The following is a 24313-nucleotide window of genomic DNA, read 5'->3' as shown; positions in this document are numbered from 1 at the left end:
CTTGGGGAGTGGATGGTGGGATAGTGCTCCAACCACTTGCCTTTTAAGAGCATTTTTACAGAAATTAGATGCGAAATCCCAACGAAACTTTTATCCTAACAAGGTTTTTTAAAGGAAGTTGAATATGATCATCAAACCTAGAATTCGTGGATTTATCTGTACTACAACGCACCCTGTTGGTTGTGAAGCTAACGTAAAAGAACAAATTGCGTACACCAAAGCGCAAGGTCCAATCAAAAACGCACCTAAGCGTGTTCTTGTTGTTGGTGCATCAAGTGGCTACGGTCTATCTTCTCGTATCGCTGCGGCATTTGGTGGCGGTGCATCAACTATCGGTGTTTTCTTCGAAAAAGAAGGTACTGAGAAGAAACCAGGTACTGCAGGTTTTTACAATGCCGCTGCTTTTGAAAAGCTAGCGCGTGAAGAAGGTCTGTACGCAAAAAGCTTAAACGGCGACGCTTTCTCAAATGAAGCGAAACAGAAAACTATCGAGCTGATCAAAGAAGACTTGGGTCAAATCGATATGGTGGTTTACTCACTGGCATCTCCAGTACGTAAAATGCCAGAAACTGGTGAATTAGTTCGTTCATCTCTTAAACCTATCGGTGAAACTTACACATCAACGGCTGTTGATACCAACAAAGATGTGATCATCGAAGCTAGCGTTGAGCCTGCAACAGAAGAAGAAATCAAAGACACTGTCACTGTAATGGGCGGTGAAGATTGGGAACTTTGGATCAATGCGTTGTCTGATGCTGGTGTTCTTGCTGAAGGTTGTAAGACCGTCGCGTACAGCTACATTGGTACTGAGCTAACTTGGCCAATTTATTGGGATGGTGCACTAGGTAAAGCAAAAATGGACCTAGACCGTGCAGCGAAAGCGCTAAACGACAAGTTAGCAGCAACAGGCGGCAGTGCCAATGTTGCGGTACTTAAATCTGTTGTAACTCAGGCGAGTTCTGCAATTCCTGTTATGCCACTGTACATCGCAATGGTATTCAAGAAAATGCGCGAAGAAGGTGTACACGAAGGCTGTATGGAACAAATCTACCGTATGTTCAGCCAACGTCTATACAAAGAAGACGGTAGCGCGGCAGAAGTTGATGAGATGAACCGCCTACGTCTGGATGACTGGGAACTTCGTGACGACATTCAGCAGCACTGTCGTGAGCTATGGCCTCAAATTACGACTGAGAACCTAAAAGAGCTGACTGACTACGTTGAGTACAAAGAAGAGTTCTTGAAATTATTTGGTTTCGGCGTTGAAGGCGTAGATTACGAAGCGGATGTGAATCCAGCAGTTGAAGCAGACTTCATTCAAATCTAATCGAATCACAGACTAGATAACCAATAAACAAAAGGCGCTCATTGAGCGCCTTTTTGTATTTCATAGTCAAAGTGAGTATTAACTTAGTATTATCAGAATCGTACCAGCTAGCGTCATTAAAATATTCGCAATCGCATAGGTACCCGCATAACCAAGGGCTGGGATGGTGGACTTAGCGTAGTCGTTAACTACATCCATAGCTGGAGCGCAAGTACGGGCGCCAATAATGGCACCGAAGAGCAGGGCACGGTTCATCTTGAGTACGTGTGCGCCAACTAAGTAAGCCAGAACCACAGGCACAACACTGACAATAAATGCCAAACCAATGACTTTTGGTCCTACTTGCGTTAGGTGCTCGAACATCTTTCCACCTGCACTTAGACCAATTCCCACCATAAAGAACATTAACCCTAGATCTTTGACCATATTCAGCGCCCCTTGTGGGACATAACCGAAAGTAGGGTGATTTGCTCGTAAGAAACCAAGCGTAATACCGGACAACAGAAGACCCACCGCATTACCCAAACTGAAAGACACCTGACCGAACGTCATTGTGATGAGGCCAAACAGAATACCCAAAATAAAGAAGCTACAAAAAGCGAGCAAATCGGCCATTTGACTGTGGATCGAGATGAAACCGATTTTTTCCGCCAGTCCATGTACTCGGCTTTTCTCGCCGCTCACTTGAAGGACGTCCCCTTTAGCGAGCACAATGTCTAAGTCCATAGGCATTTCAATCTGAGCGCGAACTACGCGGTTTAAGAAACAGCCAAACTCAGACAAATTCAAATCCGATAAACGCTTACCAGCGATAGCGTCACTTTTTACGACGATTTCTTCTTCAACGATGCGCAAATCAAGCAAGTTACGGTCGAATACTTCTTTACCATTACGGAAGCTAGGGTCTAAGCGAGCATGGCTGTCAGGGAAGCCAACCAGTGCAATTTCATCTCCCTCTTGCAAGATAGCATCACCATCTGGGTGGGCGAGAATACCATTGCGACGGATTCGTTCAATGTAACAGCCAGTTTGACGATAAATCCCCAGTTCTCGTAAGTTTTTACCATCAGTCCAGTCAATTAGCTCTGGGCCCACTCGGTAAGCTCGAATAATGGGTAAATACACTTTTCTCTGGCTTGAATTTCCAAGGCCACGTTCTTGTGCGATTTGCTGCGCGGAATCAGAAAGGTTTTGTTTTTGCAGTTTTGGCAACAATTTAGCAAACATGATCATGCTAATTAAGCCGACCAGATAAGCCATCGCGTAGCCTACGGATAGATTTTCTAATACCAGAGAAAATTCCATATTCCGCGGTATAGTCGCAAGGCCAGAGTTAAGAGCATCTTGTGCACCAACCAGTACTGGCGTTGCGGTCAATGCGCCTGCCATCATACCGGCGGATAAGCCAAAATCGAGGCCGAAATAGTGACTCAAGCCATACGTTAAGCTGACCGCAGACACGAGAACGGTCATGCTTAAAATAAAATAATGCTTACCATCTCTGAAGAATATACCAAAAAAGTTTGGTCCAGCTTCAATGCCAACGCAGTAGATAAACAGCATAAAGCCAATGGTTAAAGCTTCTGCATTAAATGAGAAACCAAGGTGGCCCATTACCAAAGAGGTAATAAGAACGCCAATAGAGTTGCCTAGTTGTAATTTGCCAAATCGAATTTTTCCGATGGCAAGGCCAATGGCTAATACGACGAAGATTAGAAGGATAGGGTTTTGCTCGAGAAGGTATACGACGTCTATGTTCACTGTGTGGCTCGGTAGAGTGTGTGCCAAAAAAGATTAAGAACTGTGAATTGTAACTAAATATAGCAAAAAGATAAGTGAATTTTTTTAGGTTTTACCATTAGTTGACTTAACGTAATAACCAGCTGAAAAATAATAAAAAAGCCGCATGAAGCGGCTTTTTTGAAAACAGTCTTTATTACTCGTCAAATAGACCTAGGTGCTCTTTCGCGTATGCTTCGAACTCGTCGCAGCCACCGATGTGCTCTTGGTCGATAAAGATCTGAGGAACGGTTTCAACTGGTTTACCAACTGTTTTCTCAAGATCTGCTTTAGAAATACCTTCAGCGTGAATATCAACGTAACGGTAGTTGAAGTCATCACGTTTTGCTTTTAGCGTTTCTGCGTGCTCTTTTGCACGAACACAGAAAGGACATGCAGGGCGACCAAAGATAACAACGAACATAATCTTATTTCTCCTAAATCTATTCTTTTTTGAAAGCGTACAAAACATAGCGGCTGAGTGCGCTTTCTTTTGTTGGAGTAACTATGCCCGATCCAGATACGGAAATAAAGCGGCAATTACCTCTTGGTTCTATAGGTGAAATCTATCGAATAAAAACTAAACGCGTGTTCTTATTTTACGGCTCTGAAGTATGTGAAGTGACGCATAAAAAACATACATTCTAAAGGGTTAATGATGGCAAGGTGGAATTGGTCAATTTTTTTTGTTTAAAAAAATAGCAATCTATTTTGGCTATACGCAAATAACTTCAACTCTAACATAAGTGTTAAATCAGAGGGCGAGAGGTTATTTGGGTATATTCTTTTGGGAGGGTGTGTATGTTTCAGTTTATGACTGCAACAAGGATTATATTTGGTGAAGGTGCACTTCAATCTTCATTATCCGTTATTAACCAATTTGGCTACAGTGTTTTGCTGGTTACTGGGCAGGACACCCAACGAGCTGCCCCCATTGTCCAATATCTTAAAGCTCAAAATATGCGTTACCAGCACGTAGCTATCGTTGGAGAACCATACATCACGATGGTAGAAGAGACCGCAGTGCTCGGTAGAAAATTCCAACCTGATATGGTGGTTGCGATAGGTGGTGGCAGCGTCATCGATATGGGCAAAGCCTTAGCTGCCATTATTCCCAATCAAGGCAATGTTTACGATTACGTAGAAGTGGTAGGAAGAAGCGTCCCTTTAAAAGCAAAGCCTCTTCATTTTATTGCAATTCCTACGACAGCAAGCACCGGTTCAGAAGTGACCAGAAATGCTGTGCTGAAATCTGGACAAGATAAAGTGAAAGTGAGTCTTCGAAGCCCTGATATGCTCGCAGACGTTGCCATTGTAGACCCGACACTTACTTACGGGACCGACCAATACACATCTGGACGTGGCGCAATGGATGCGTTCACTCATTTAATGGAAGCGTATGTGTGTGGTGAGCCAAACCCTCTTACTGATATGGTCTGCGAAGAGGGGCTACGCCGTTTAAGCCGTTCAGTGATTGCCGCTTGTAAGCAAGATAATCATAGGGCGCGCTCTGATTTATCGTTCGCTGCATTGCTTGGTGGTATGGCGATTACTAATGCCAAATTAGGTGCCGCTCATGGGTTAGCATCGGCGTTAGGAGGCAAGTTAGACGCCCCTCATAGCGTTATTACGGCTCGCCTAGCTCCACACGTGATGCAGGAGAACATTAACGCCGCTAAACTCGCGGGTAGGAATGATGTGATAAGTCGTTATCGCAAGCTGGCCCAATTAGTCACTGAGCGAGTAAACGCGAACGAACACGATGGAATTCTTTGGGTAAATATGGTGCTAGATAAGTTAGCGTTACCGCTACTGGCTCAATTTGGAGTATGCCAAACCTCTTTTGAGCAAGTGGCGAATGATGCGCTTAAATCAATGGCAATCAAAGGGAATCCTTTACCTCTTAATCAGGAACGTTTGATACACATATTGCAGCAAGTCTGTGATTGTAGCGGAGAGTGCGCAGCTGAGAGTGCACAACATGTCAGTTCTGTTGAAGTACTGGAATCAAGAACGGACTTATCGAGTGTCAACGACTTAGGGTGATTGCTCCCTTAGCAGCATTAAAACAAAAGGGGAGCCTTGAGCTCCCCTAGATAAAGTATTGACTATGCTTTAGTGCTTAGTACTGGCTTAATTTGTCATAGCGACTGTCTTTCAACGCATCTTTTACGCGTTTTAGGTTCTCACGGAAACCTGTACCACGGCGAAGAGTGAAGCCAGTTGCTAGCACATCAATCACTGTCATTTGTACAACCCGGCTTGCCATTGGCATGTAAACGTCGGTATCTTCTGGAATATCGAGCGTGATGGCCAGCGAGCTTGCCTTTTCTAGAGGAGAATCCTTCGCTGTAATCGCAATAACCGTTGCGCCATTTTCACGAGCAAGGTTCGCTATTTCTACCTGACTCTTTGTTCGACCGGTATGAGAAATAAGAACCACAACATCATTATCACTGCAGTTGATACAACTCATGCGCTGCATAACAATATCTTCAAAACAAGTAATTGGAATATTAAAGCGAATAAACTTGTTTTGTGCGTCTCGGGCAACAGAAGATGATGCACCAAGGCCAAAGAATGAAATGCGCTTCGCTTGCGTTAGCAAATCGACCGCACGGTTCACTTGCATTGGATCTAGGCTATTTTTCGCGACATCTAAACACGCCATCGTCGATTCGAAAATCTTATGGGTGTACGCGTCTGGGCCATCGTCTTCTTCCACATTACGGTTAACGTAAGGGGTGCCGTTGGCTAGGCTCTGTGCCAAGTGAAGCTTAAAATCTGGAAAGCCCTTGGTGTCCAGACGACGACAGAAGCGGTTTACAGTGGGCTCACTAACGTCGGCCATTTTAGCCAGCGTTGCAATGCTTGAATGAATTGCAGTTTGTGGAGACGCCATAATTACTTCCGCAACTTTGCGCTCTGACTTACTGAAATTCTCCAGGTTTTTTTGAATTTTTTCTAATGTATTCATAGTGTTCACGAGGGTATAGAGAACAACTCGCTGGCTCTGCTAACGAAAGGAAACACGAAGATTCCGGAGTAGAGTGGGGCGTTAACGAAAACAACCAGCGCCATAGAATCAGTATAAACCTGATCTTCAATCAGTCTAAACCAATAACGGGTACTATTTAGTGAGAATTTGACAGGCCTCAAACAAAATGTTGTAAAAACTACAGAATTGGATGTGTAAACGAAGTTTTGTTGCGCTAGTCGCACGATAATGATGTTTGAGTTACATCAAAACGAAAAAAAATTTCAAATTGATGTAACTCGATCTGGCTGTTAAGACGATTGAATATCAACAACCAGTTGTTGAATTCTTTTCATCAAATTTGGTGCTTGCTTGGCGATTTCGCGTTGTTCATCAAGCACTGAACTCAGAATTTTTTTTGTAGTCAGTGGATTTGCCAAAACCACTCTAAACACTATCGTATTCATGTGTTGCCATTGGTCTGGGTTCAGTCTTGTACGTGAAACGAACGATTTGCCCGTTTCGCGCTGACGCTTTTGAATAAACTGTGTTAACTCATTGATCAGCTCATTCAGTTGTTCTTTTTGTGAGCCTTCTGCTTGTGCTAATGCTTCACGGATGAATGGCGGCAAATAACGGTATGTGAGCAGACAAAGCTCTGGTTCAGAAACTAACTCGAAATCATCTTGCTGTTTGATTAAATCCGCAAAGTATCGAGCTTTTTCAATGCTTTGGTCAATCAGAAGCTCGTAACCTGGGCGACTTATGATGTGCATTGCGGCGTAGACCAACATCGCCATACCCGAACGTGAACCTTCTAATGTATGGCTGCCTAGGTCTTTTGAACCTTTTCGCAATATATATTGAGCGTGATGCTCTATGGATTTCATTGCGTCAGGGTCTTTGAACAGAACCATACCAGCGCCCATCGGGATGTAGAGCTGCTTGTGCGCATCAATAGTTACTGAGTCTGCCATTTCCACACCTTTAAGAAGGTGACGGTGATGGTTAGACATAAGTGTTGCGCCACCCCATGCGGCATCCACATGGAAGTGACAGCTGTGAGCTTGGCAGACTTCAGCGATTTCAGGCAATGGATCAACATTACCTGTCTCTGTTGTGCCAGCCACACCAATAACAGCAATAGGCTTGATATTTTGTTTTTCGAGCTCAACAATTTTCGCTTTCAGGTCGTTGACAATAATACGGTTGTTGGCATCGGTTTTAACCGCAACCAAGCCCTCTTGGCCTAGCCCTAATACATCGGCTGCTTTCTTAAGGGAGTAGTGACCACGCTCAGACACTAGCACCGCTAAGCCATCATAGCCATAGTGCTTCATGGCTTTAAAAAGGCCTTCCTTCTCAACGCCTTTAAATGAGCCATTGGCTCTTAACGCTTTGTTACGTGCTACCCAAAGCGCAGTGATATTGGCAATGGTGCCGCCGGAACAAAATGCGCCTAATGAGTGGTTTGCACTGTGCATCCACTGATTGTAAAACGTATCATTCTGACCATATATCAAGCGATGCAGCATACCCAAAACTTGACGCTCAAGTGGCGTAAAGGCTTTGGAAGTCTCTATTTTTACCAGGTTTTGGTTTAAGGCGATCATGATCTTTGACAGTGGCATCAAGAAATAAGGCAGTGCCGATGTCATATGACCAATGAAGCTTGGTGAAGATGTGTGAACTGAGTGCGACACCAAAGTGTCGAGTAAGTGCTCTGTATGATCTGACACGAACTCTGGCTGCTCAGGAATCTGAGCAGAAGAAAAGTCTTTTTCGATTTCGCGTAAAGGCTTTTCTTCTGCCACGATGTGTTCACGAAGAAATTGATTTAGATTTCGCGAGAGGCTCTCGTCAATTTTAGTTAACGTTGAGTCCGGACCTTCTGGGACAGTGAAGATCTTTAGCAAGCTCTCAAAGCTAACATCAGCGGCTTTTTGTTCCTTAACCATAGCAAAGAATCTTTGTAGTTATTTTGGTAATGCGAGCGGCACAATCTAAACTAAAACGGGCGCAAAGTCCCGTTTTAATTGTTGAAACCCAAGTTGTAGAAATGAAAATTTTAGGTGAAGGTTACGATATTCACATTAAAAAATTCTAGATTGAGTACGTTAAAACACTCTGATGTTATCGAATGCTAATCAACGACTAATGTGAGCAATCTTAGTCACATTTCTGCTTTTCAATCTTTTCTATTGACTGATTGTACTTATTAAGTGCGGTATCAATTTGTTGGGGATGACTAAGCAGATCAGCGAATGCTGAACGAAGCTCGTAGTTTTTTGGGTGGTTAGTTGATTGACGGTCGCTAAATGTCTGTTTTGCAACTTCACCTAACTTATCGCTTCGGGTCGCTAACTGCTTAACGTCATGTTGCTCTAGTTTTAACCATGCTTCGATTGGCTGTTCCGTCGCAACGCGGCTAGGGTCGTTCTCTAGAAAGTAGTGAACCGCTTCGCGGTTTAATTCAAAGTGATGTTTACGTCCATCCAAGAACCATTGACTAACTTCTTTCAGATCTGGATATTGGGTAACCGTCAAATCAACAAGATCTTGATACCACTGTAGTGAGGCATCGACGTAGCCATCGTATTTGCTAGCAAGACATTGTTGATCTGCGGCAAGCGTAAAAGTTGAGCTTGTAGCGAGGAGCGCTGCAACGACAAAGCGTTTCATTCTTCTTCCTTCTGGTTGTTATCCCTTTATTAACGCAATGCACATCAGTTGATGTTTCTCCCTTCTTTCTATTTGGTCGTGACAAATCGTTGGGCTGAATGACGAAAAGAAAGAGGGGTCTTGCCAAAAAATATTGACCACTTTGACGTTAACTGGGTATTTAAATTTTTGCCGTATTGTAATGGATGTTAAAGCGAAAACCTGAGATCTAGCTAGCAAGTGATACAAAGAAAAGCATCATAACTGGTACCAATAAACTCAAAATAAAGCCGCTAACGATAGCAACAGGAACACAACGCACACCACCGGTAGTTTGAATAACGGGTAGGGTGAAGTCCATTGCTGTTGCACCGGCATAACCAATTGCGGTGCACGGATAGCTACGAATAAAGAGAGGAATGGCAACCAGTGCGACTAACTCTCTCATCAATTCAATCAAGAACGACGCGCCACCAAATACCGGACCAAAAGCGTCACCCATTAAAATACCTGCGAGTGAATACCAGCCAAAACCTGAAGCCATTGCGAGTGCTTGATAAAGAGGAAGATCCAAAAGCACCGCTGCAAGAACGCCACCAAGCATACATGTTGCGATGACAACAGCCGCAATGGCCATTCCTTGTTTATTTAATAGGATTTGACGCAGAGTAAGTCCACTATTGCGCAGCTGAATACCAATAAAAAATAGAAGTAGAAAGAGTATCCATTCGCTTGCTGTATCTACCCAACTCAAATCAATGGGTAACAGCAGGCCAACCACTAACCCTCCGCCAACGACCACGATAAGCTTAACAGACTCTAAAGCCATCGAAGATAACGGTAGTTTCTTTTGATTCTGATTGGTCTGAAGTGGAACAATTTTATCAATAATAGGCAGAGCCAACAGGTTGCAGGCACTTAGACACAAAAAAAACGTACTCGCATAGAGGAGAATACTTTGTAAGTTGCTGCTTAAATTATCGAGCGCCGCCAAACTAAGACCCATCAACGACAAAATGACGTAAATAAGGTAGGACGTTGACTGATTGATCTTCTCCAATAACGAAGATCGAGATATAGGAATTAGATACCCCACCACAAGCGGAGCGAAAATAAATAGCATCCCTGAAAACATAAAGCTCAATGATTCCTTTTTGAGATAACATCAACACGCATAAATCAAATTATCTATCGGTTGAAATTAAAGACATTTCACCACACACAGCTCAGCCTTGAGCGAATCGTTTTATCACGGATAAGGTATTATCAGAAAGCGATAAATTACAAACCGCTAGCATTGAGTACAGCACGGATTTGATCATTGAAGTCAGTATCACTCATGTTACTAAGTTCATACAAGACTTCTGCACCAGTTAAGTTGAATTCAACTTCATGTTCGTCAATGCGTTCATCGTGATTGCGGAACATCAATAAATGATGCGCAATTCTAGCGATGTCGAGATAACTCACTTCTGGTCGCGTTAATTCGTATTTTTCGTTTGAGGATACTTCTCTGAAGTCGTTGTCAAACCCCCAACGCTCAAGTACCAGTTTACTTGTGGCAGAACAACGTGTTTGGAAGATCTGCAATGCAATATCTGGGTCTAGGTAATTGCCCCTATCTAAGTACAAGTGGTACTCATTAATTAGGCAAAATAGCCCTATATCGGCTAATAGACCGACCAATAACGCCTTTTCTTGCTCTAGATGACCATAAGTGCCTGGCTCGTGGCTACGAAACGATTGAACCAACATCACCATGACGGCACCGAGCTCACGAGATATCGCCGCACTCTTCACCAAGATGGCATTGCATTCTTTAGTGAGATTAACTGAGTGTTTAAGTTGCTCGATCGCTTGTGCGGTAACAATATCACGTACACGAAGTATTCCGAGACGAGATACCGCTGTAGTTAAGTCGTTGCAGGTGATATTTCTGCGATTGAAAATCACAGAGTTAGCGACTCGTAAAACGACCGCTGCTAATCCGGGATCTTCCAATAAACAGTTAGCAACATCGGCAATCGTGGTGTGTTCTTCGACACATAACTGCTGAATTTTAAGCACGACATCAGGAATAGGAGGTAACGAAATCTTACCCGTGGCGATGGACTGTTCTACCAGCTGAGCAAACTCGGATTCCAGTGCGTTTATAAGCTTATCTTTATTATTTGGCAGCCAAAAAAATGATAAATGTTCCATTGTGACGCTGTACTTGAGATCTTTCGTACAGTGTACCCTTACAGCGTATTCTTTATCAATTAAATGCGTATTATGTGCCCGTAATTGCCAGCGAGATCATAATGATGGCGCGTTTTAGGCATGCTATGCGTCAAAAAAATATCACCACACGAACAATAAGTGTGAAACTAATCACGTATGCAGAATTTATACTTTTTTATATGTGACCTATGTCCTAACTTATTTTTCAACGTTAAGTATGATTAAGCAAGTTGGTGAGCACAACTCACAAAAATATCGCCAACAAATCGACATTTATAATTCGCTATAAGCTGCTGTTTATCTGGTGACATCGCTAATCGGGGTAATTTATTCAGATTAAAGAGGTCAATGGACATGACAGACCAAGCTTTTTTTAAATATGTACGCACCTTCAGTGAGTACCAAAAACGTTCTATGTTCGGTGGTATTGGTTTATTCACCGATGATGCTATGTTTGCGCTTGTCAGCAATGATTGCTGCTACTTACGTGGTGGTAATGGGCTAGATGAAGTGTTTACTCAACTGAGCTGTGAGAAGTATAAGCACGTCAAAAAACAGACGACGGCAACCGTAAATTATTATGATGTAACCGATTTATTCGAATCCGGATATGTAGGGCTTGATGAACTGGTACAGAAATCAATTGAATACTCAATTAAGGAACGGAAATATCAAAAGTCCTCTGCCAGTAGACGCTTAAGAGACTTACCCAACATGCAACTAACCCTTGAACGTATGGTCAAGAAAGCCGGTGTTGATGACGTAGAAACCTTTTTAGAACTTGGACCTGTAAAAGTCTTCAACAAAGTTAAAACGGCTTACGGTAATGATGTTGATGTAAAGCTACTGTGGAAATTTGCTGGTGCAACTGATGGCGTACATTGGAAACTGATCCAAGAGCCGCGTAAAAAACAGTTATTGGCACTGTGTGACTAAGCGAAGCTGATCGCACAATGATTGACTCGTTTCGATGGAGTTAGCGGGTCGTAAAGGCAAGTGTGAAAAGCGGAAAAAGGACGTTGAAGTTTTTTACCACTTCATTGAGTTAGTCATTAAATTAGACAAAAAAACCGAGGTAGAGACCTCGGTTTTTGTTTTTTTAATTTGCTCTTTTCTTACAGCACAAATCTTAAAACTTAAAACGCGTAGTGAACATTACCTGATCACCGTAAAAATCGTTGATACGTGCTTCAGCACCCAAAGAGAAAAGCTCTGTTGAGTGGAATCGAGCGTAGGCAGAGCCAGTCCAATCGTCATCGTTATCGATAGAAACGTAGCCGACTTTGCCGCCTACTTCTAATTGAGGGCCCAACCATTGGCGAACACCTAAGTTCAGCTCCATACCAACATCTGTGCTGCTCTCATTCGAAGGTTGCACAACGCGCATTAGCATTTCACCAGTAAGATCTGCCCAGTTGTTTAGCGGAGAATGGAAGCCAAAGCCTGCAGCTGAGTCAAAATCACTTTCAAACTCAGAGTCAATACGAGCAATAACATGCGCGTTCGGGTGAATTGATTTGCTGAATCCAGCACCAAATGTCACAGGACTTGCGCCAATACGTGCTTCGAAATAGTCGTAGCTAAAGTTGCTCATAGTTGCTGGCGCATTGCGATCGTTTGCAGCTAGGGCATGGCTTGATGCCACTAGTAAGGCAGCGGCTAATAGTGTTTTACGCATAACTAACGATAAACCTTGTTCATTATTTCCATGGATTCAAGCAACCACTTGAACCGTAATCTGATTTGTCCGACATCATAATAAAAAGGAAGGTCCACGACCAACAAAAATGTGTCGATGTTTTGTCAATTAACTTAATAGTTCCTTGGTTTAAGCAAAAACTACGCCATATACGTAGTGTCCGAGAATTTCACTCGGACAAGTAACGATGTTTTTCTAACCTCGTTCTACTATGCGAGGTAAGGTGGTTCAATGACCATCGTTGAGTTCAAGTTAGAATTAAACACTTTATTACTCGCCAAAGCTTGCTCTTCTTTTTGCCATGGCGTTGAGGATTGCCTCAGAATCAAGGATTTGAGTCCAGGATAGCAGGTTATCATCATTCTCAATCACAAACGCGGTAAGCTGAGACACGATTGCCTTTCTCAATGCTTCGCCTTTCCAAGGTTTGGCAATGTAATAATCGAGACTCGCGTTATTTACGGCTTCTACGGTGTCTTCCAAACCGGCTTGTCCTGTGAGTAAAACTTTGCGCGCTGCTTTTGTGTCACCATTTTGACTGAGTTCGATTAGGAAGCTGATCCCAGTTTGTTCCGGCATAATGTGGTCACATAAAATGAGAGCAAGCTGAACTTCTTCTTCCGCCATCTCCTCAATCACTTGCCGAGCTTCAGTCACTGATTCCGCTCCTTCGACAACAAAGTTCTCCTCGAAGGGAGCAAGATCTTGGAGCACGCTATCCAAGACTTCTCGTTCGTCATCGACACATAAAATTAGATACTTGGTCATGTTTCATCTCCTTCTTCGATGACTGGTAACCAGACGGTCATTCGTGTGAACTGGCCGATCTCTGATTCGACGTCAATCCACCCTCTGTGTGCTGTTACGATTTGCTGGCAGATGGACAGCCCGATGCCTAAGCCAAAGTTACCTTCTTTTTTTGTGGTGAAGTTTAGCTCGAAAATGGCGTCTCTTTGCGACTCAGGAATGCCACATCCATTATCTTCAAATGAGATAACGGCATAATTTGTGTGCTCTTTTTCTACAAGGCGTGTTTGTATGTTTAACACCCCTTTTTCTGGAAATGCGTCAATGGCGTTAGAGACCAAATTCGTCCACACCTGTTGGAGTGCGATCGGTTGACAAAGGATGGAAGGCAAGTTTGCATAGTCGGTTGAAACTTGGTGCATTTTTAATTTGTTCTCGAAAATCACCAAGGTGTCTTCAATACCCTCATGAATATCGGCATAGTGCAGGGTCTCATCATCTGACCGAGCATATCCTTTCAGGCTTTTTACCATATCAGCAATTCGTGCTGCACAGACATTAATTGAGCGAAGTGTAGAACCTGCTTTGTGGTATTGCTCTAGTGTATTGAGAGCATGATAAGACGCTTGCTGCTTTCTCGTTAGTTGGGTAAGTAGCTCTTGATCGGATTCTAAACCAAGGCTCACCACTTTCTTTGCTAATGCTCGGTCTGGAAGTGTATGGCTAAGCGCTTTTACGCGTGATCTGAGCTCGGCGGTTGAAGCGGGTTTTGAGGTTTGCGCTTTGTTCAGTAATTCAATGCCTTTGCTTTGTATATCGGAACTGGGCGCATCGTTAAGTAATCGTTCTAGCGTATGCGTTAAATTCTCTACGCCCCTTAATATCGCGGCTACTGGATTGTTTAGTTCGTGGGCCACTCCCGCAACCAATTGACCAAGCATCGCCATTTTTTCTCTTTCAATGAGCTGCTGGTGGGCTGATTCTAAAGATTCGAGCGTTTTTTGAAGTTGCAGTTTGGTGTTGATGCTTCTTTGCAATCGGCGGTTGAAGTGGCGTAAAAGCAAGTTTGTAAAAAGAGGCAGTAAGTTTGAGTCGCTTTGCATCACTTTATTGAATACGTTGCGATCGAGTTTGATAACTTCTGTTTTGGTTAGTGTTAGAGCTGTCGAGAAAGAACATTCCCCAGTAACAAACGACATGCCTCCGACAATATTCCCTTTGTTATGGCGTACAACCTCTCGCTGCATGCCTTGCTCATCGCGCTTGTACAGAGCCACTTCACCTTCGGTGATAAACCACAAAAAGCAATTTGGCTCGCCTTCCACGGTTAATAAGTGTTCAGGTGAGTATGTACGGCACGCTCTTGTTTCGTCATTGTCTTTGAAAAATTGCTGGAGAGCGGAGATCACTTGCTCGGCTAACTCGGCATCAGACATCGAGTGGTAGTCGTGTAAGAATCCGGCTTGATAATGGCTCATCTGGTTATTGATGTGCGCTCGCAACAAGCTGTGATGATCCAATATCTGACTGTAACTTAGCAGGTCTTCTTTGCCATTTCGCAAGATAAATTGGGTCAGCTCTTTTTGCACTGTGTTAAATAAGACGTGATCTGGCAAAGGTTTAGTGAGGCAGTGGTCGAGCCTGCCCTCATTAACGGCAGTGAGAATTGCCTCTATATCAGACGAGCAGCTAATCAGAATTTTTCTTGCTTGCTCGGTATGCGGCATCCGGTCTAAACCAATAAGAAAATCCACGCCGTTAAAGTGAGCGTGATGGCTCGCTATAACTAAAGCAACAGTCTGTTCTCTTTCTTCTAGATACTCTAAAGCGCTTTGAGCCTCTTCTATCGATTCGACAGAAAAAATATCAAACTTACTTGAGAAGGCAGACAGCTCCAATCGAAATTGTTCAGCACTGATTGGGTTGTTGTCGAGACACAACACAGCATAACGATTCACAGATGTTTTAGCTCCGGTTAAAACTTCGCCACGCAAACTTTAACAATAAAAGGACATGATGAGTGGGAGCCAAGTATGATTCCTGATTAATGGACTAGAATAAGCATCAATAGTCTGATTTGTCTCAATGTTTTCTCCGCAGGTGGTTTGGGGTAGACTGACCGAAAATATCTAATAAGTGACGTTATGCAAAATCTTAAAAAAATCGGCGCCATTGGTGGTGCTATCTCATTAGCGCTGTGTTGGCCATTGGCTGTCGGACAAATTGGTCAGTCCATCATTGAAGATGGTATTACCAATATGAATGATGAAATGATTAAAGGCGAAGTGGTCGAGTATCAGCGTGGCTATTTGTCTTCAGTCGTGCTGACTCGTTATTCAGTTGTTGATCCTGAGCTTAAAACGCAGCTAGAGCGTGATGGTATGCCAACGACGTTTGACGTAACCAGTGATGTTAGCCACGGTCTAACAAGCCTAACAGCTGATTCAAAATTGGTGGACAATGACTTTTTGCCTCTCACGATGCATAGCCAAACTCAACTAAATGGCAATACAGCATTTATCCTCGACCTAGACAGTTGGCATTATCGTAACGAAGCGCAAGGTGTTTCTGTTTCTACAAGCCCTGCAAAAGTAACAGGTGATGTGACGGTATTGGGTGATCTCAATTACCAAGTTTCCGTTCCTTCTGTTCAAGTGGATTTTGAAAACGGTGAAGAGCTTCATCTGAATGCATTGACAGGGCAAGGTAAAGGAAAGCAAGCAAAAGGCTACTGGTTAGGCGAGCAATCTTTCTCTCTAGAGAAGCTAGATGTGGTTGATGCGAACTTAACGCCTGTCTTTTTGATTGAAAATGCGAGCTACCGTGGTAACACTACGATGAGTGAGTCTGGTGATAAGCTGAACAGTCAATTAAACCTAGATGCTAAGAAACTACGTTTAACTGATGGGACGGATGTCGATAACTTTAAGTTGGATTTCTCAATTGCAGATGTGGATAGCCAGTCTTTTGATCAAATTATGTCTATCTATCAAAGCTCTCCTATGCTAGATGAGCAGGAAATTGCGAATTTATTGCCGCATGTCGATACGCTGTTTAGCAAAGGTTTTGATTTATCCGTGAACGAGCTTTCACTCGCGTTCGGTGACGGCAAGTTCCACAATGAGTGGCAACTATCCATCCCTGAAGGTACTGAGCATATTACTCAAGATCCAATGAAGTTGGTGACGGCCACTACTGGTGAACTTAGCACTTACTTCTCTGATGAATTAGTAACGCATTACCCATTTATTCAAGAAGGGATTGATGAGCTCCTTATTATGGAGTTGATCGAAAAAGTAGAGGGCGGTTATCAATTAAAAGCAGAAATTGGTGAAGGCAAATTGAAGTTCGAAAATGGGCATGAGTTCCCATTGGTGGCTCTACTTATGCCTGCTTTGATGCAACAACAGTAATTCGTGTTGTTGCGAATTTGTTCCAATTCAACGCTTAGTCTTTAAAAAGAGGTCGTAAGACCTCTTTTCTTGTTTTTATCACTGCGAAAACGTGATATTAATTTCGTAATATTTACATAGCAGGAGCAATGAGCATCATGGAACAAAATACGGACAACGTATTTAACTTCAGTGCAGGGCCAGCAGGTCTGCCTAAAGCAGTTATGCAGCAAGCACAACAGGAACTAATCGATTGGCAAGGCCTTGGTACTTCGGTCATGGAAATCAGCCACCGAAGCAAAGAGTTCATCAAAGTTGCAGAAGAAGCCGAGCAGGATTTACGTGATCTTCTGAATATTCCGGACAACTATAAAGTGCTGTTCTGCCAAGGTGGTGCTCGTGCTCAGTTTGCTGCTGTTCCTCTAAACTTACTTGGTGATGCCGATACGGCAACTTACATCGATGGTGGTTATTGGGCTGAAAGCGCGGTAGCTGAAGCGAAAAAATACTGCGAACCAGACGTGTTTGATGCAAGAACAGAAATCAACGGGAAAGTCGCGGTTCTACCTGCAAGTGAATGGAAAATTGCTCCAGAAGCGGCTTACGTTCACTTCTGTCCAAATGAGACCATTGATGGTATTGAGATTAACGATCTTCCTATCACCGACAAACCGATTGTTGCTGACATGTCTTCGACAATTCTTTCTCGTGAAATTGATGTGTCGAAATACGGTGTGATTTACGCGGGCGCTCAGAAAAATATTGGTCCTTCCGGCATTGCTATTGCTATCGTGCGCGATGATTTATTAGGTATGGCGAAGCAGGTACTACCAAGTATTTTGGATTACACTGTTTTGGCAGAAAAAGAATCAATGTTCAACACGCCACCAACCTTTGCATGGTACTTGTCTGGTCTTGTTTTCAAATGGCTGAAGGCACAGGGTGGAGTAAAAGCAATTGAGCAAGTGAACCGCGCTAAAGCCGCGCTACTGTATGATTACATCGATCAGTCTGATTTCTACCGTAATGGCGTGCACTCAGCAAACCGTTCTTTGATGAACGTGCCATTTCAACTTGCTAAGCCTGAACTAGATGCAACCTTCCTTGAGCTAGCAGACTCTAAAGGGCTGAAAGCGCTAAAAGGTCACCGAGCAGTTGGTGGTATGCGAGCATCCATTTATAACGCAATGCCGCTAGAAGGTGTTCAAGCGTTAGTAGACTTCATGCAAGAGTTTGAGAAAAACTACGCGTAAGCTCAAACTGATAGTTGTTCTCCAAAGCGTCGCTATTGCGGCGCTTTTGTTTATCTCAACTCACATCATTCCAGGAAGGTAAAATGACCAAGGCAAATATTGAAGCGCTGACTAAGCAGTTCCCACTCTTGGCAGCACTTATTGATCTTGAAGAGGTTTGTTGGTTTAACCCCCATATCACTTCCTTGGAGGAAGGCTTACCTCATGTCGGGTTAGGTGAACAAGATATTCAAGTTGCGAGTGAACGGCTAACACGATTTGCGCCTTATTTGATGAAGGCGTTTCCCGAAACGGAAACGTCGCGTGGCATTATTGAGTCCCCAGTGGTGGATATTCCCAATATGAAAGTGCGTTTGGAGCAGCAATACGACACACCAATATTGGGCCATTTAATGCTCAAAAAAGACAGTCATTTGCCAATTTCTGGTTCGATCAAAGCGAGAGGTGGTATTTATGAAGTGCTCACTCATGCAGAAAAGTTGGCGTTTGAAGCCGGCTTGCTCTGTGAAAACGATGATTACAGAAAATTGTTCAGCAATGAGTTTCGGCAGTTTTTTAAGCAGTACAGTATTGCGGTTGGCTCAACCGGCAATCTTGGTATGTCCATCGGCATCATGAGTGCGAAGCTGGGTTTTTCAGTTTCAGTCCACATGTCTGCGGATGCGCGGGAATGGAAGAAAAATAAGCTCCGGTCGCATGGTGTTAATGTCGTAGAGCACCAAGAAGATTATGGTATTGCTGTCGAGCAAGGTCGTAAAGAGGCAGAAAAAGATCCCAACTGTTTCTTTATCGATGATGAAAACTCACGGACGCTGTTTCTAGGTTACTCTGTTGCGGGTGAGCGTCTTAAGCAGCAATTTGATGACTTGGGAATCGTGGTTGATGAGCATCATCCATTGTTTGTTTATCTTCCTTGTGGTGTTGGCGGCGGGCCTGGTGGCGTGGCATTTGGCTTGAAGGTAGCATTTGGCGAGCATGTCCACTGTATTTTCGCAGAGCCAACGCACTCACCGTGCATGCTGTTGGGCGTACATACAGGCTTGCATGACGATATTTCGGTACAAGATTTGGGTATCGATAACATCACCGCCGCTGATGGTTTGGCAGTAGGTCGTGCCTCGGGATTTGTCGGAAGAGCGATGGAAAGGCTACTTGATGGTTTTTACACCATTGATGACGCTCGTATGTATCACCACTTGGGTGAGTTAAGTGAACTGGAAGGTATTAATCTAGAGCCTTCTGCATTAGCCGGTATGATTGGGGCAGTGCACGTCTCGAATAACCATGCTTATCAGTCTCGAATGAAATTTGACGAAGAAAAACTCAAAAACGCAACACATCTTGTTTGGGCAACAGGTGGGGGCATGGTTCCGGAAGATGAAATGGCGGCTTATCTCAAAAAATCTGGTCGGTAAATCAGCACTGTATACGTGCTTAATTAGGTAACTAATAATACAGGAATAACAAAAGGGCTCATCGTTTGATGAGCCCTTCTCGTCACTGAAAATCGAATTATAGAGATTGTAATAGCTGGTAGTAACGACCTTTTTGAGCGAGTAGCGTTGGATGGTCGCCTTGTTCGATGATCTCACCTTGTTCCATCAAACAGATGCTATCCATACTTTCTAACTCTATCAGTCGGTGTGTAATGAATACTACTGTCTTATTAGCAAAGTGTTCATTGAAAAGCGCCATCACTTTTTGTTCCGTACGCTTATCGAGGCCTTCAGTCGGTTCATCTAAGAGTAGGATTGGGGCATCACGTAGCAATGCTCGAGCAATACCGATTCGACGTTTCTCACCACCAGATAACTGACGACCGCCGTCGCCTAACCAAGCGTCTAAACCCGGCTCTTCAAGAAGTCCGCCAAGCTCGACTTTTTGTAAAATAGTAGACAGTTGCTCATCACTTGCATCCGGCGCGGCCATGAGTAAGTTGTCACGTAGTGTCCCGTTTAGTACATCTACGCGTTGACTGACCACAGTCATTGCTGCTCGCAGGTCCGACTCGCTCCAATCTTGCAGTTTTGTACCACCGATTCGAACTTCACCTTGGTTAACATCCCAGTAGCGGCAAAGAAGCTGAATCAGTGTTGATTTACCTGAACCTGTTTGACCTACAATTGCAGTTTTAGTGCCCAACGGTAGTGAGAGTGACAAGTCTTTCAGTACCTTTTGCTGACCGTCAGGGTAAGTAAAATCTATGTTGTCGAATTCAATGTCTAACGTTGTGTCTTTATGTTTCGACTGCTCAGGGAAGACAACGTCAGGTTCAGCCAAAATTACTTCATTTAAACGACGAGCAGAGGTCAACGTTTGACCAAGATACTGGAATGCGCCCGCGATAGGCATCAGAATCTCAAAGCTCGCCATGGTTGCAAACGCAAACAGCGCAATCCAAGGATCAGGAGCACGACCACCTACGCCGTCTGCAGAAAACCAAAGCATCACAACCAGTGTAAGGCCGTTCACCAGCATAAGCAGGCCTGAAGCCATGCCCGTTAAATTCGCGTTCACAAATTGGTTAGACAGCAACTGCTTCTGCTTCTCTAGAATGAGATTACGATAACGTTCTTCTGCTCCAAAGATACTCAGTTCACTGTAGCCTTGAAGCCAGTCCAGTGTCGCCACTCGCAATTGCGCTTTATGATGAGTGAGCTTCTCGCCATTGTTTTTACCCAGTTTATAGAACAGTACTGGCCATACAAACAACATGACGGTAAGAATCGAGCCAAGCAGTAGGGCGAGATGCCAATCAAAGAAAGCCAGGACAGCCGTTAAACTCAATATGCCAAAAATACCAATCACGACAGGGCTGATAAGTCGAAGGTAAACGTGATCCATCGCGTCTACGTCCGCTACTAGGCGGTTGAGCAGATCGGCATCACGCATCGTAGAAACACGACCCGGAATCAGTGGTGCAAGTTTCTTAAAGAAGAAGATACGTAGATCGGTAAGCAGCTTGAACGTTGCATTGTGGCTAACGACACGTTCTCCCCATCGACCTGCGGTTCGAGCCATTGCAGTGCCGCGTACCCCGGCACCTGGTAACATGTAGTTGAAGGTCTCACGAGCAACCGTCAAGCCTGCCACCGCTGCGGCTGAAATAAACCAACCTGATAGCGTTAATAAGCCAATAGACGCCGCTAAGGTCAGAAATGCCAGTAGCATACCTAGCGAAAGACCAAACCAGTGTTTCTTATAGAGTTTTAGATAAGGGAGTAAATCACGCATCTAAGTTCCCCTTGTCTGTTTCACGTTGTGCGAGGTTCGCTTCCAACATGTCTTTAAATAAGCCATATTCTGTCGACAGTGTGGCGTAATCACCACGTTGAACAATCTGGCCGTCCTGCATAACAAGAATTTGCGATACGTTTTGTAAAGGCGCAAGTTGGTGAGTAATCATCAAATTCGTTGTGGCATGCGCATACTTGTTAATGCCTTCCATCACGAGTTTTTCACTGCGAGCATCTAAGCTTGCGGTTGGTTCATCTAATAACCAAAAACGACCATTTTGTAGCATGGCGCGAGCCAGTGCTAAACGCTGCGCTTGGCCGACAGATAAACCACCAGAACGATCAGATATCGGATAATCCAACCCATGCATTTCAACAAATTCAGCAGCGTGAGAGTCATTCAACACAGAATGTACGTCTGCATCCTGAATATTGTGCTTACCTAGTGTGATGTTATCTTGAATGCTACCGTGTAATAGCATCGGGTTTTGACCAATCCAGCTTACTGCCTCTCGCCATGTGGCTAGATCCAGTCGCGACAATTCACAACCATTAATCTTCAAGCTACCTTGATAAGGCATGAAACCGAGGATGGTGTTTACCAAGCTTGTTTTGCCTGCGCCACTTGGTCCAACTAAAGCCGTACTTTTGTTGGCTTCAAGAGAGAAGGATAGGGGACCTGCGAGCTGCTTACCTTCCGGACTAAAAATGGTTAACTGGTCCGCTTCAATATGGATAGGGCTGTTTTTATCTAACGCTTGGGTACCATCTTTGATTTGATCGACTTCCAAACCCAGAAACTCGACAATGCTTTCTGCTGCGCCAACCGCTTGCTGTTTCGCATGATAGAACGTGCCCAAATCACGTAATGGCTGATAAAACTCTGGCGCAAGAATCAGAATGAACAAACCAGCAAAGAGCGTAACACCTGTGCCGTAGTAGCCGAAGTCCAGCTCCCCGATATAACTAAAGCCAAAGTAGACAGCGGTAATTGCGATAGAAATAGAAGTGAAAAACTCTAACACCGCAGAAGACAGAAACGCGATTTTCAGAACGTCCATGGTACGAGTACGAAAGACTTCTGAAGCACCCTTTAGCGTCTCAGTTTCAGATTTTGTTCTATCGAATAAGCGAATGGTTGTCATTGCTTGCAAGCGGTCATAAAAGTGACCCGACAAACGCTGCATCGCTTTAAAGTTTTTACGGTTTGCTTCTGCGGCTTTCATCCCAACCAGTGCCATGAAAATAGGCACTAGTGGTGCAGTGACCAGGAAGATCAAGCCTGCTGCCCAGTTTACTGGGAATACGACAACCAAAATGATGAAAGGCACTAGTACCGATAATGACATTTGAGGCAAGTAGCGTGAGAAGAAATCTTGCATATCTTCTACCTGCTCTAAGATGAGCGTTGCCCAACTGCCAGCAGGTTTGCCTTTGATGTAAGCTGGCCCAAGTTTATGAACTTTATCTAAAATGAGTTGGCGAATATAAACTCGAATTTGCTCCCCGCAACGGTAACCGGCAAGCTCTCGACCCCAGGTACAAGCAGCTCGACCGATAACCGTGCCACCGAGCCCAACAAAATGCCAGATGAGGTCGGCTTTGTCGACTTGGTCAATGATTAACTGGTGCAGAATGGAGGCGAGCAGGGCTGCTTGAGCCAATAAAAACATGCTTGAAAGTACGCCTAGGCCTATCGCAATCATAAGCCAGCGCTTGGCTAACTTACTTTGTTGCTTCAGCCACTTATTCAAGCTGCTTTGCTTTTTCTTATCCATCGTGAAGGCTTAATGATAATTGTTTTAATGAGGCGGTAGTATACAAAAGAAAACCCAGCGGGAATACCGCTGGGCTTTAAGGATATGACACAAATGTGAAAAGTTATTTGTCACCAAGTGAGTCTAAGAAACGTTCAGCATCTAATGCAGCCATACAACCTGTACCTGCAGAGGTGATCGCTTGACGGTAGTTGTGGTCCATTACGTCGCCAGCTGCAAATACACCTTCGATACTAGTTTGTGTTGCGTTGCCTTCAAGACCTGATTGAACGATGATGTAGCCATCTTTCATGTCTACTTGGCCTTCAAAGATTTGTGTGTTTGGCTGGTGGCCAATTGCGATGAATGCACCCATTACATCGATATCTTCTGTCGCACCGCTGTTCACGTCTTTAATGCGGACGCCCGTTACGCCCATATCGTCTCCCAGTACTTCATCGAGAGTGCGATCGGTATGAAGAACGATATTACCGCTTTCAACTTTATCCATCAGACGTTTCACAAGGATCTTCTCTGCGCGGAATGAATCGCGGCGGTGGATCAGGTGAACTTCTGACGCAATGTTAGATAGGTATAGCGCTTCTTCAACAGCCGTGTTACCACCGCCCACAACTGCAACTTTCTGATTACGGTAGAAGAAACCGTCACAGGTTGCACAAGCAGAAACGCCGCGACCTTTAAATGCTTCTTCAGACTCAAGGCCAAGGTATTTTGCTGATGCGCCGGTAGATATGATTAAGGCATCACAAGTGTACTCACCTGAGTCGCCTTTTAAACGAAATGGGCGTTGTGATAGCTCTACTTCATTGATGTGATCAAATACGATTTCAGTTTCGAAACGCTCGGCGTGTTCTTTCATGCGATCCATCAATGCTGGACCTGTCAGTCCCTCAGCATCGCCTGGCCAGTTTTCAACTTCAGTTGTGGTGGTTAGCTGACCACCTTGTTGCATTCCCGTCACAAGCACAGGGTTTAAGTTTGCACGCGCTGCGTAGACGGCAGCTGTGTATCCTGCAGGACCAGAACCAAGAATTAATAATTTACAGTGTTTTACGTCGCTCATTATGGCTCCAAAAAGGGCGTAACATTTCCCTCGATTGTATGGAAATTCTTAGTGCTTTAAAAGCATAAACAACGATTGTGATCGAATAATTGGTTATAGATTAGAACCCACTAAATATTGATTGAGAACGTTGACTTCTAGCATAAAATTCTATTCGTAGTAGAGAAGTCTAGTTTCA

Annotated in this window: 19 protein-coding genes; 6 read left to right on the top strand and 13 right to left on the bottom strand. The window is 44.0% G+C overall.

Annotation, left to right across the window (positions count from 1 at the left end):
* Nucleotides 1-124: 124 nt before the first annotated feature.
* Complete coding sequence (gene fabV / locus R7P74_RS02060; protein WP_005388648.1) at nucleotides 125-1327, top strand: enoyl-ACP reductase FabV; 1203 nt, start codon at nucleotides 125-127, stop codon at nucleotides 1325-1327.
* 78 nt (nucleotides 1328-1405) lie between these two features.
* On the opposite strand, the gene R7P74_RS02055 is transcribed toward fabV, so the two are convergent.
* Nucleotides 1406-3088, bottom strand: coding sequence for an aspartate:alanine antiporter (locus R7P74_RS02055; protein WP_005378028.1), 1683 nt, complete (start codon nucleotides 3086-3088; stop codon nucleotides 1406-1408).
* Nucleotides 3089-3263: 175 nt separating this feature from the next.
* Nucleotides 3264-3530: a GrxA family glutaredoxin gene (locus tag R7P74_RS02050; protein ID WP_005378026.1), complete on the bottom strand. Its 267-nt coding sequence runs from the start codon at nucleotides 3528-3530 to the stop codon at nucleotides 3264-3266.
* 377 nt (nucleotides 3531-3907) lie between these two features.
* Here R7P74_RS02050 and R7P74_RS02045 point away from each other — a divergent pair, with 377 nt between their 5' ends.
* On the top strand, nucleotides 3908-5152 hold the full coding sequence (locus tag R7P74_RS02045; protein ID WP_213973302.1) for an iron-containing alcohol dehydrogenase: 1245 nt from the start codon (nucleotides 3908-3910) through the stop codon (nucleotides 5150-5152).
* A 76-nt stretch (nucleotides 5153-5228) separates the two neighbouring features.
* Here R7P74_RS02045 and R7P74_RS02040 read toward each other — a convergent pair whose 3' ends face one another.
* The 5 genes from R7P74_RS02040 to R7P74_RS02020 form a co-directional block, all read right to left on the bottom strand.
* A complete protein-coding gene (locus R7P74_RS02040; RefSeq protein ID WP_005378021.1) occupies nucleotides 5229-6083 on the bottom strand; it encodes a MurR/RpiR family transcriptional regulator in 855 nt (284 codons plus the stop codon).
* Between the two features lie 311 nt (nucleotides 6084-6394).
* Complete coding sequence (gene panP / locus R7P74_RS02035; protein ID WP_213973301.1) at nucleotides 6395-8041, bottom strand: pyridoxal-dependent aspartate 1-decarboxylase PanP; 1647 nt, start codon at nucleotides 8039-8041, stop codon at nucleotides 6395-6397.
* Between the two features lie 211 nt (nucleotides 8042-8252).
* Nucleotides 8253-8765 (bottom strand): hypothetical protein, encoded by a 513-nt coding sequence (locus tag R7P74_RS02030; RefSeq protein ID WP_017634875.1) that lies wholly within the window; start codon nucleotides 8763-8765, stop codon nucleotides 8253-8255.
* A 208-nt stretch (nucleotides 8766-8973) separates the two neighbouring features.
* Nucleotides 8974-9879 carry a lysine exporter LysO family protein gene (locus R7P74_RS02025; RefSeq protein ID WP_033905125.1) on the bottom strand — a complete coding sequence of 302 codons (906 nt, stop codon included), beginning with the start codon at nucleotides 9877-9879 and terminating at the stop codon, nucleotides 8974-8976.
* Between the two features lie 146 nt (nucleotides 9880-10025).
* Nucleotides 10026-10946 (bottom strand): HDOD domain-containing protein, encoded by a 921-nt coding sequence (locus R7P74_RS02020; protein WP_005378009.1) that lies wholly within the window; start codon nucleotides 10944-10946, stop codon nucleotides 10026-10028.
* A gap of 369 nt (nucleotides 10947-11315) precedes the next feature.
* On the opposite strand from R7P74_RS02020, the gene R7P74_RS02015 reads away from it, so the two are divergent.
* Nucleotides 11316-11903, top strand: coding sequence for a TfoX/Sxy family DNA transformation protein (locus R7P74_RS02015; protein ID WP_005378007.1), 588 nt, complete (start codon nucleotides 11316-11318; stop codon nucleotides 11901-11903).
* Between the two features lie 193 nt (nucleotides 11904-12096).
* On the opposite strand, the gene R7P74_RS02010 is transcribed toward R7P74_RS02015, so the two are convergent.
* The 3 genes from R7P74_RS02010 to R7P74_RS02000 form a co-directional block, all read right to left on the bottom strand.
* On the bottom strand, nucleotides 12097-12645 hold the full coding sequence (locus R7P74_RS02010; RefSeq protein WP_005378006.1) for a hypothetical protein: 549 nt from the start codon (nucleotides 12643-12645) through the stop codon (nucleotides 12097-12099).
* 291 nt (nucleotides 12646-12936) lie between these two features.
* A complete protein-coding gene (locus R7P74_RS02005; protein WP_213874708.1) occupies nucleotides 12937-13434 on the bottom strand; it encodes a response regulator in 498 nt (165 codons plus the stop codon).
* Nucleotides 13431-15371, bottom strand: coding sequence for an ATP-binding protein (locus tag R7P74_RS02000; protein ID WP_206957344.1), 1941 nt, complete (start codon nucleotides 15369-15371; stop codon nucleotides 13431-13433). The genes R7P74_RS02005 and R7P74_RS02000 overlap by 4 nt, the downstream gene beginning before the upstream one ends.
* Before the next feature lie 186 nt (nucleotides 15372-15557).
* On the opposite strand from R7P74_RS02000, the gene R7P74_RS01995 reads away from it, so the two are divergent.
* From R7P74_RS01995 to R7P74_RS01985, 3 genes are all read left to right on the top strand, one after another.
* Entirely contained in the window at nucleotides 15558-16826 is a 1269-nt protein-coding gene (locus tag R7P74_RS01995; RefSeq protein WP_005389614.1) for a DUF945 family protein, read from the top strand.
* 137 nt (nucleotides 16827-16963) lie between these two features.
* Nucleotides 16964-18058 (top strand): 3-phosphoserine/phosphohydroxythreonine transaminase, encoded by a 1095-nt coding sequence (serC, locus tag R7P74_RS01990; RefSeq protein ID WP_213871581.1) that lies wholly within the window; start codon nucleotides 16964-16966, stop codon nucleotides 18056-18058.
* 83 nt (nucleotides 18059-18141) lie between these two features.
* Nucleotides 18142-19473, top strand: a complete 1332-nt coding sequence (locus R7P74_RS01985) for a D-serine ammonia-lyase (protein ID WP_213871582.1) — start codon at nucleotides 18142-18144, stop codon at nucleotides 19471-19473.
* Between the two features lie 97 nt (nucleotides 19474-19570).
* Here R7P74_RS01985 and cydC read toward each other — a convergent pair whose 3' ends face one another.
* The 3 genes from cydC to trxB all read right to left on the bottom strand — a co-directional run bounded on the left by cydC (nucleotide 19571) and on the right by trxB (nucleotide 24135).
* Nucleotides 19571-21292 carry a heme ABC transporter ATP-binding protein/permease CydC gene (gene cydC / locus R7P74_RS01980; RefSeq protein WP_213876550.1) on the bottom strand — a complete coding sequence of 574 codons (1722 nt, stop codon included), beginning with the start codon at nucleotides 21290-21292 and terminating at the stop codon, nucleotides 19571-19573.
* Entirely contained in the window at nucleotides 21285-23072 is a 1788-nt protein-coding gene (cydD, locus tag R7P74_RS01975) for a heme ABC transporter permease/ATP-binding protein CydD (RefSeq protein WP_213876547.1), read from the bottom strand. The genes cydC and cydD overlap by 8 nt, the downstream gene beginning before the upstream one ends.
* A gap of 103 nt (nucleotides 23073-23175) precedes the next feature.
* Nucleotides 23176-24135, bottom strand: a complete 960-nt coding sequence (gene trxB / locus R7P74_RS01970) for a thioredoxin-disulfide reductase (RefSeq protein WP_005377991.1) — start codon at nucleotides 24133-24135, stop codon at nucleotides 23176-23178.
* Nucleotides 24136-24313: the final 178 nt, after the last annotated feature.

The sequence above is a fragment of the Vibrio sp. 2033 genome, assembly GCF_033339735.1.
This window is presented reverse-complemented; position numbering and strand designations above follow the sequence as displayed.

Bases quoted from the DNA above. Each gene is read 5' to 3' on its own strand.
- cydC (WP_213876550.1), bottom strand. From the start codon at position 21,292: ATGCGTGATTTACTCCCTTATCTAAAACTCTATAAGAAACACTGGTTT.
- R7P74_RS02040 (WP_005378021.1), bottom strand. From the start codon at position 6,083: ATGAATACATTAGAAAAAATTCAAAAAAACCTGGAGAATTTCAGTAAG.
- panP (WP_213973301.1), bottom strand. From the start codon at position 8,041: ATGGTTAAGGAACAAAAAGCCGCTGATGTTAGCTTTGAGAGCTTGCTA.
- R7P74_RS02045 (WP_213973302.1), top strand. From the start codon at position 3,908: ATGTTTCAGTTTATGACTGCAACAAGGATTATATTTGGTGAAGGTGCA.
- fabV (WP_005388648.1), top strand. From the start codon at position 125: ATGATCATCAAACCTAGAATTCGTGGATTTATCTGTACTACAACGCAC.
- R7P74_RS01985 (WP_213871582.1), top strand. From the start codon at position 18,142: ATGACCAAGGCAAATATTGAAGCGCTGACTAAGCAGTTCCCACTCTTG.
- cydD (WP_213876547.1), bottom strand. From the start codon at position 23,072: ATGGATAAGAAAAAGCAAAGCAGCTTGAATAAGTGGCTGAAGCAACAA.
- R7P74_RS02010 (WP_005378006.1), bottom strand. From the start codon at position 12,645: ATGCGTAAAACACTATTAGCCGCTGCCTTACTAGTGGCATCAAGCCAT.
- R7P74_RS02020 (WP_005378009.1), bottom strand. From the start codon at position 10,946: ATGGAACATTTATCATTTTTTTGGCTGCCAAATAATAAAGATAAGCTT.
- R7P74_RS02025 (WP_033905125.1), bottom strand. From the start codon at position 9,879: ATGTTTTCAGGGATGCTATTTATTTTCGCTCCGCTTGTGGTGGGGTAT.
- serC (WP_213871581.1), top strand. From the start codon at position 16,964: ATGGAACAAAATACGGACAACGTATTTAACTTCAGTGCAGGGCCAGCA.
- trxB (WP_005377991.1), bottom strand. From the start codon at position 24,135: ATGAGCGACGTAAAACACTGTAAATTATTAATTCTTGGTTCTGGTCCT.
- R7P74_RS02050 (WP_005378026.1), bottom strand. From the start codon at position 3,530: ATGTTCGTTGTTATCTTTGGTCGCCCTGCATGTCCTTTCTGTGTTCGT.
- R7P74_RS01995 (WP_005389614.1), top strand. From the start codon at position 15,558: ATGCAAAATCTTAAAAAAATCGGCGCCATTGGTGGTGCTATCTCATTA.
- R7P74_RS02005 (WP_213874708.1), bottom strand. From the start codon at position 13,434: ATGACCAAGTATCTAATTTTATGTGTCGATGACGAACGAGAAGTCTTG.
- R7P74_RS02030 (WP_017634875.1), bottom strand. From the start codon at position 8,765: ATGAAACGCTTTGTCGTTGCAGCGCTCCTCGCTACAAGCTCAACTTTT.
- R7P74_RS02015 (WP_005378007.1), top strand. From the start codon at position 11,316: ATGGACATGACAGACCAAGCTTTTTTTAAATATGTACGCACCTTCAGT.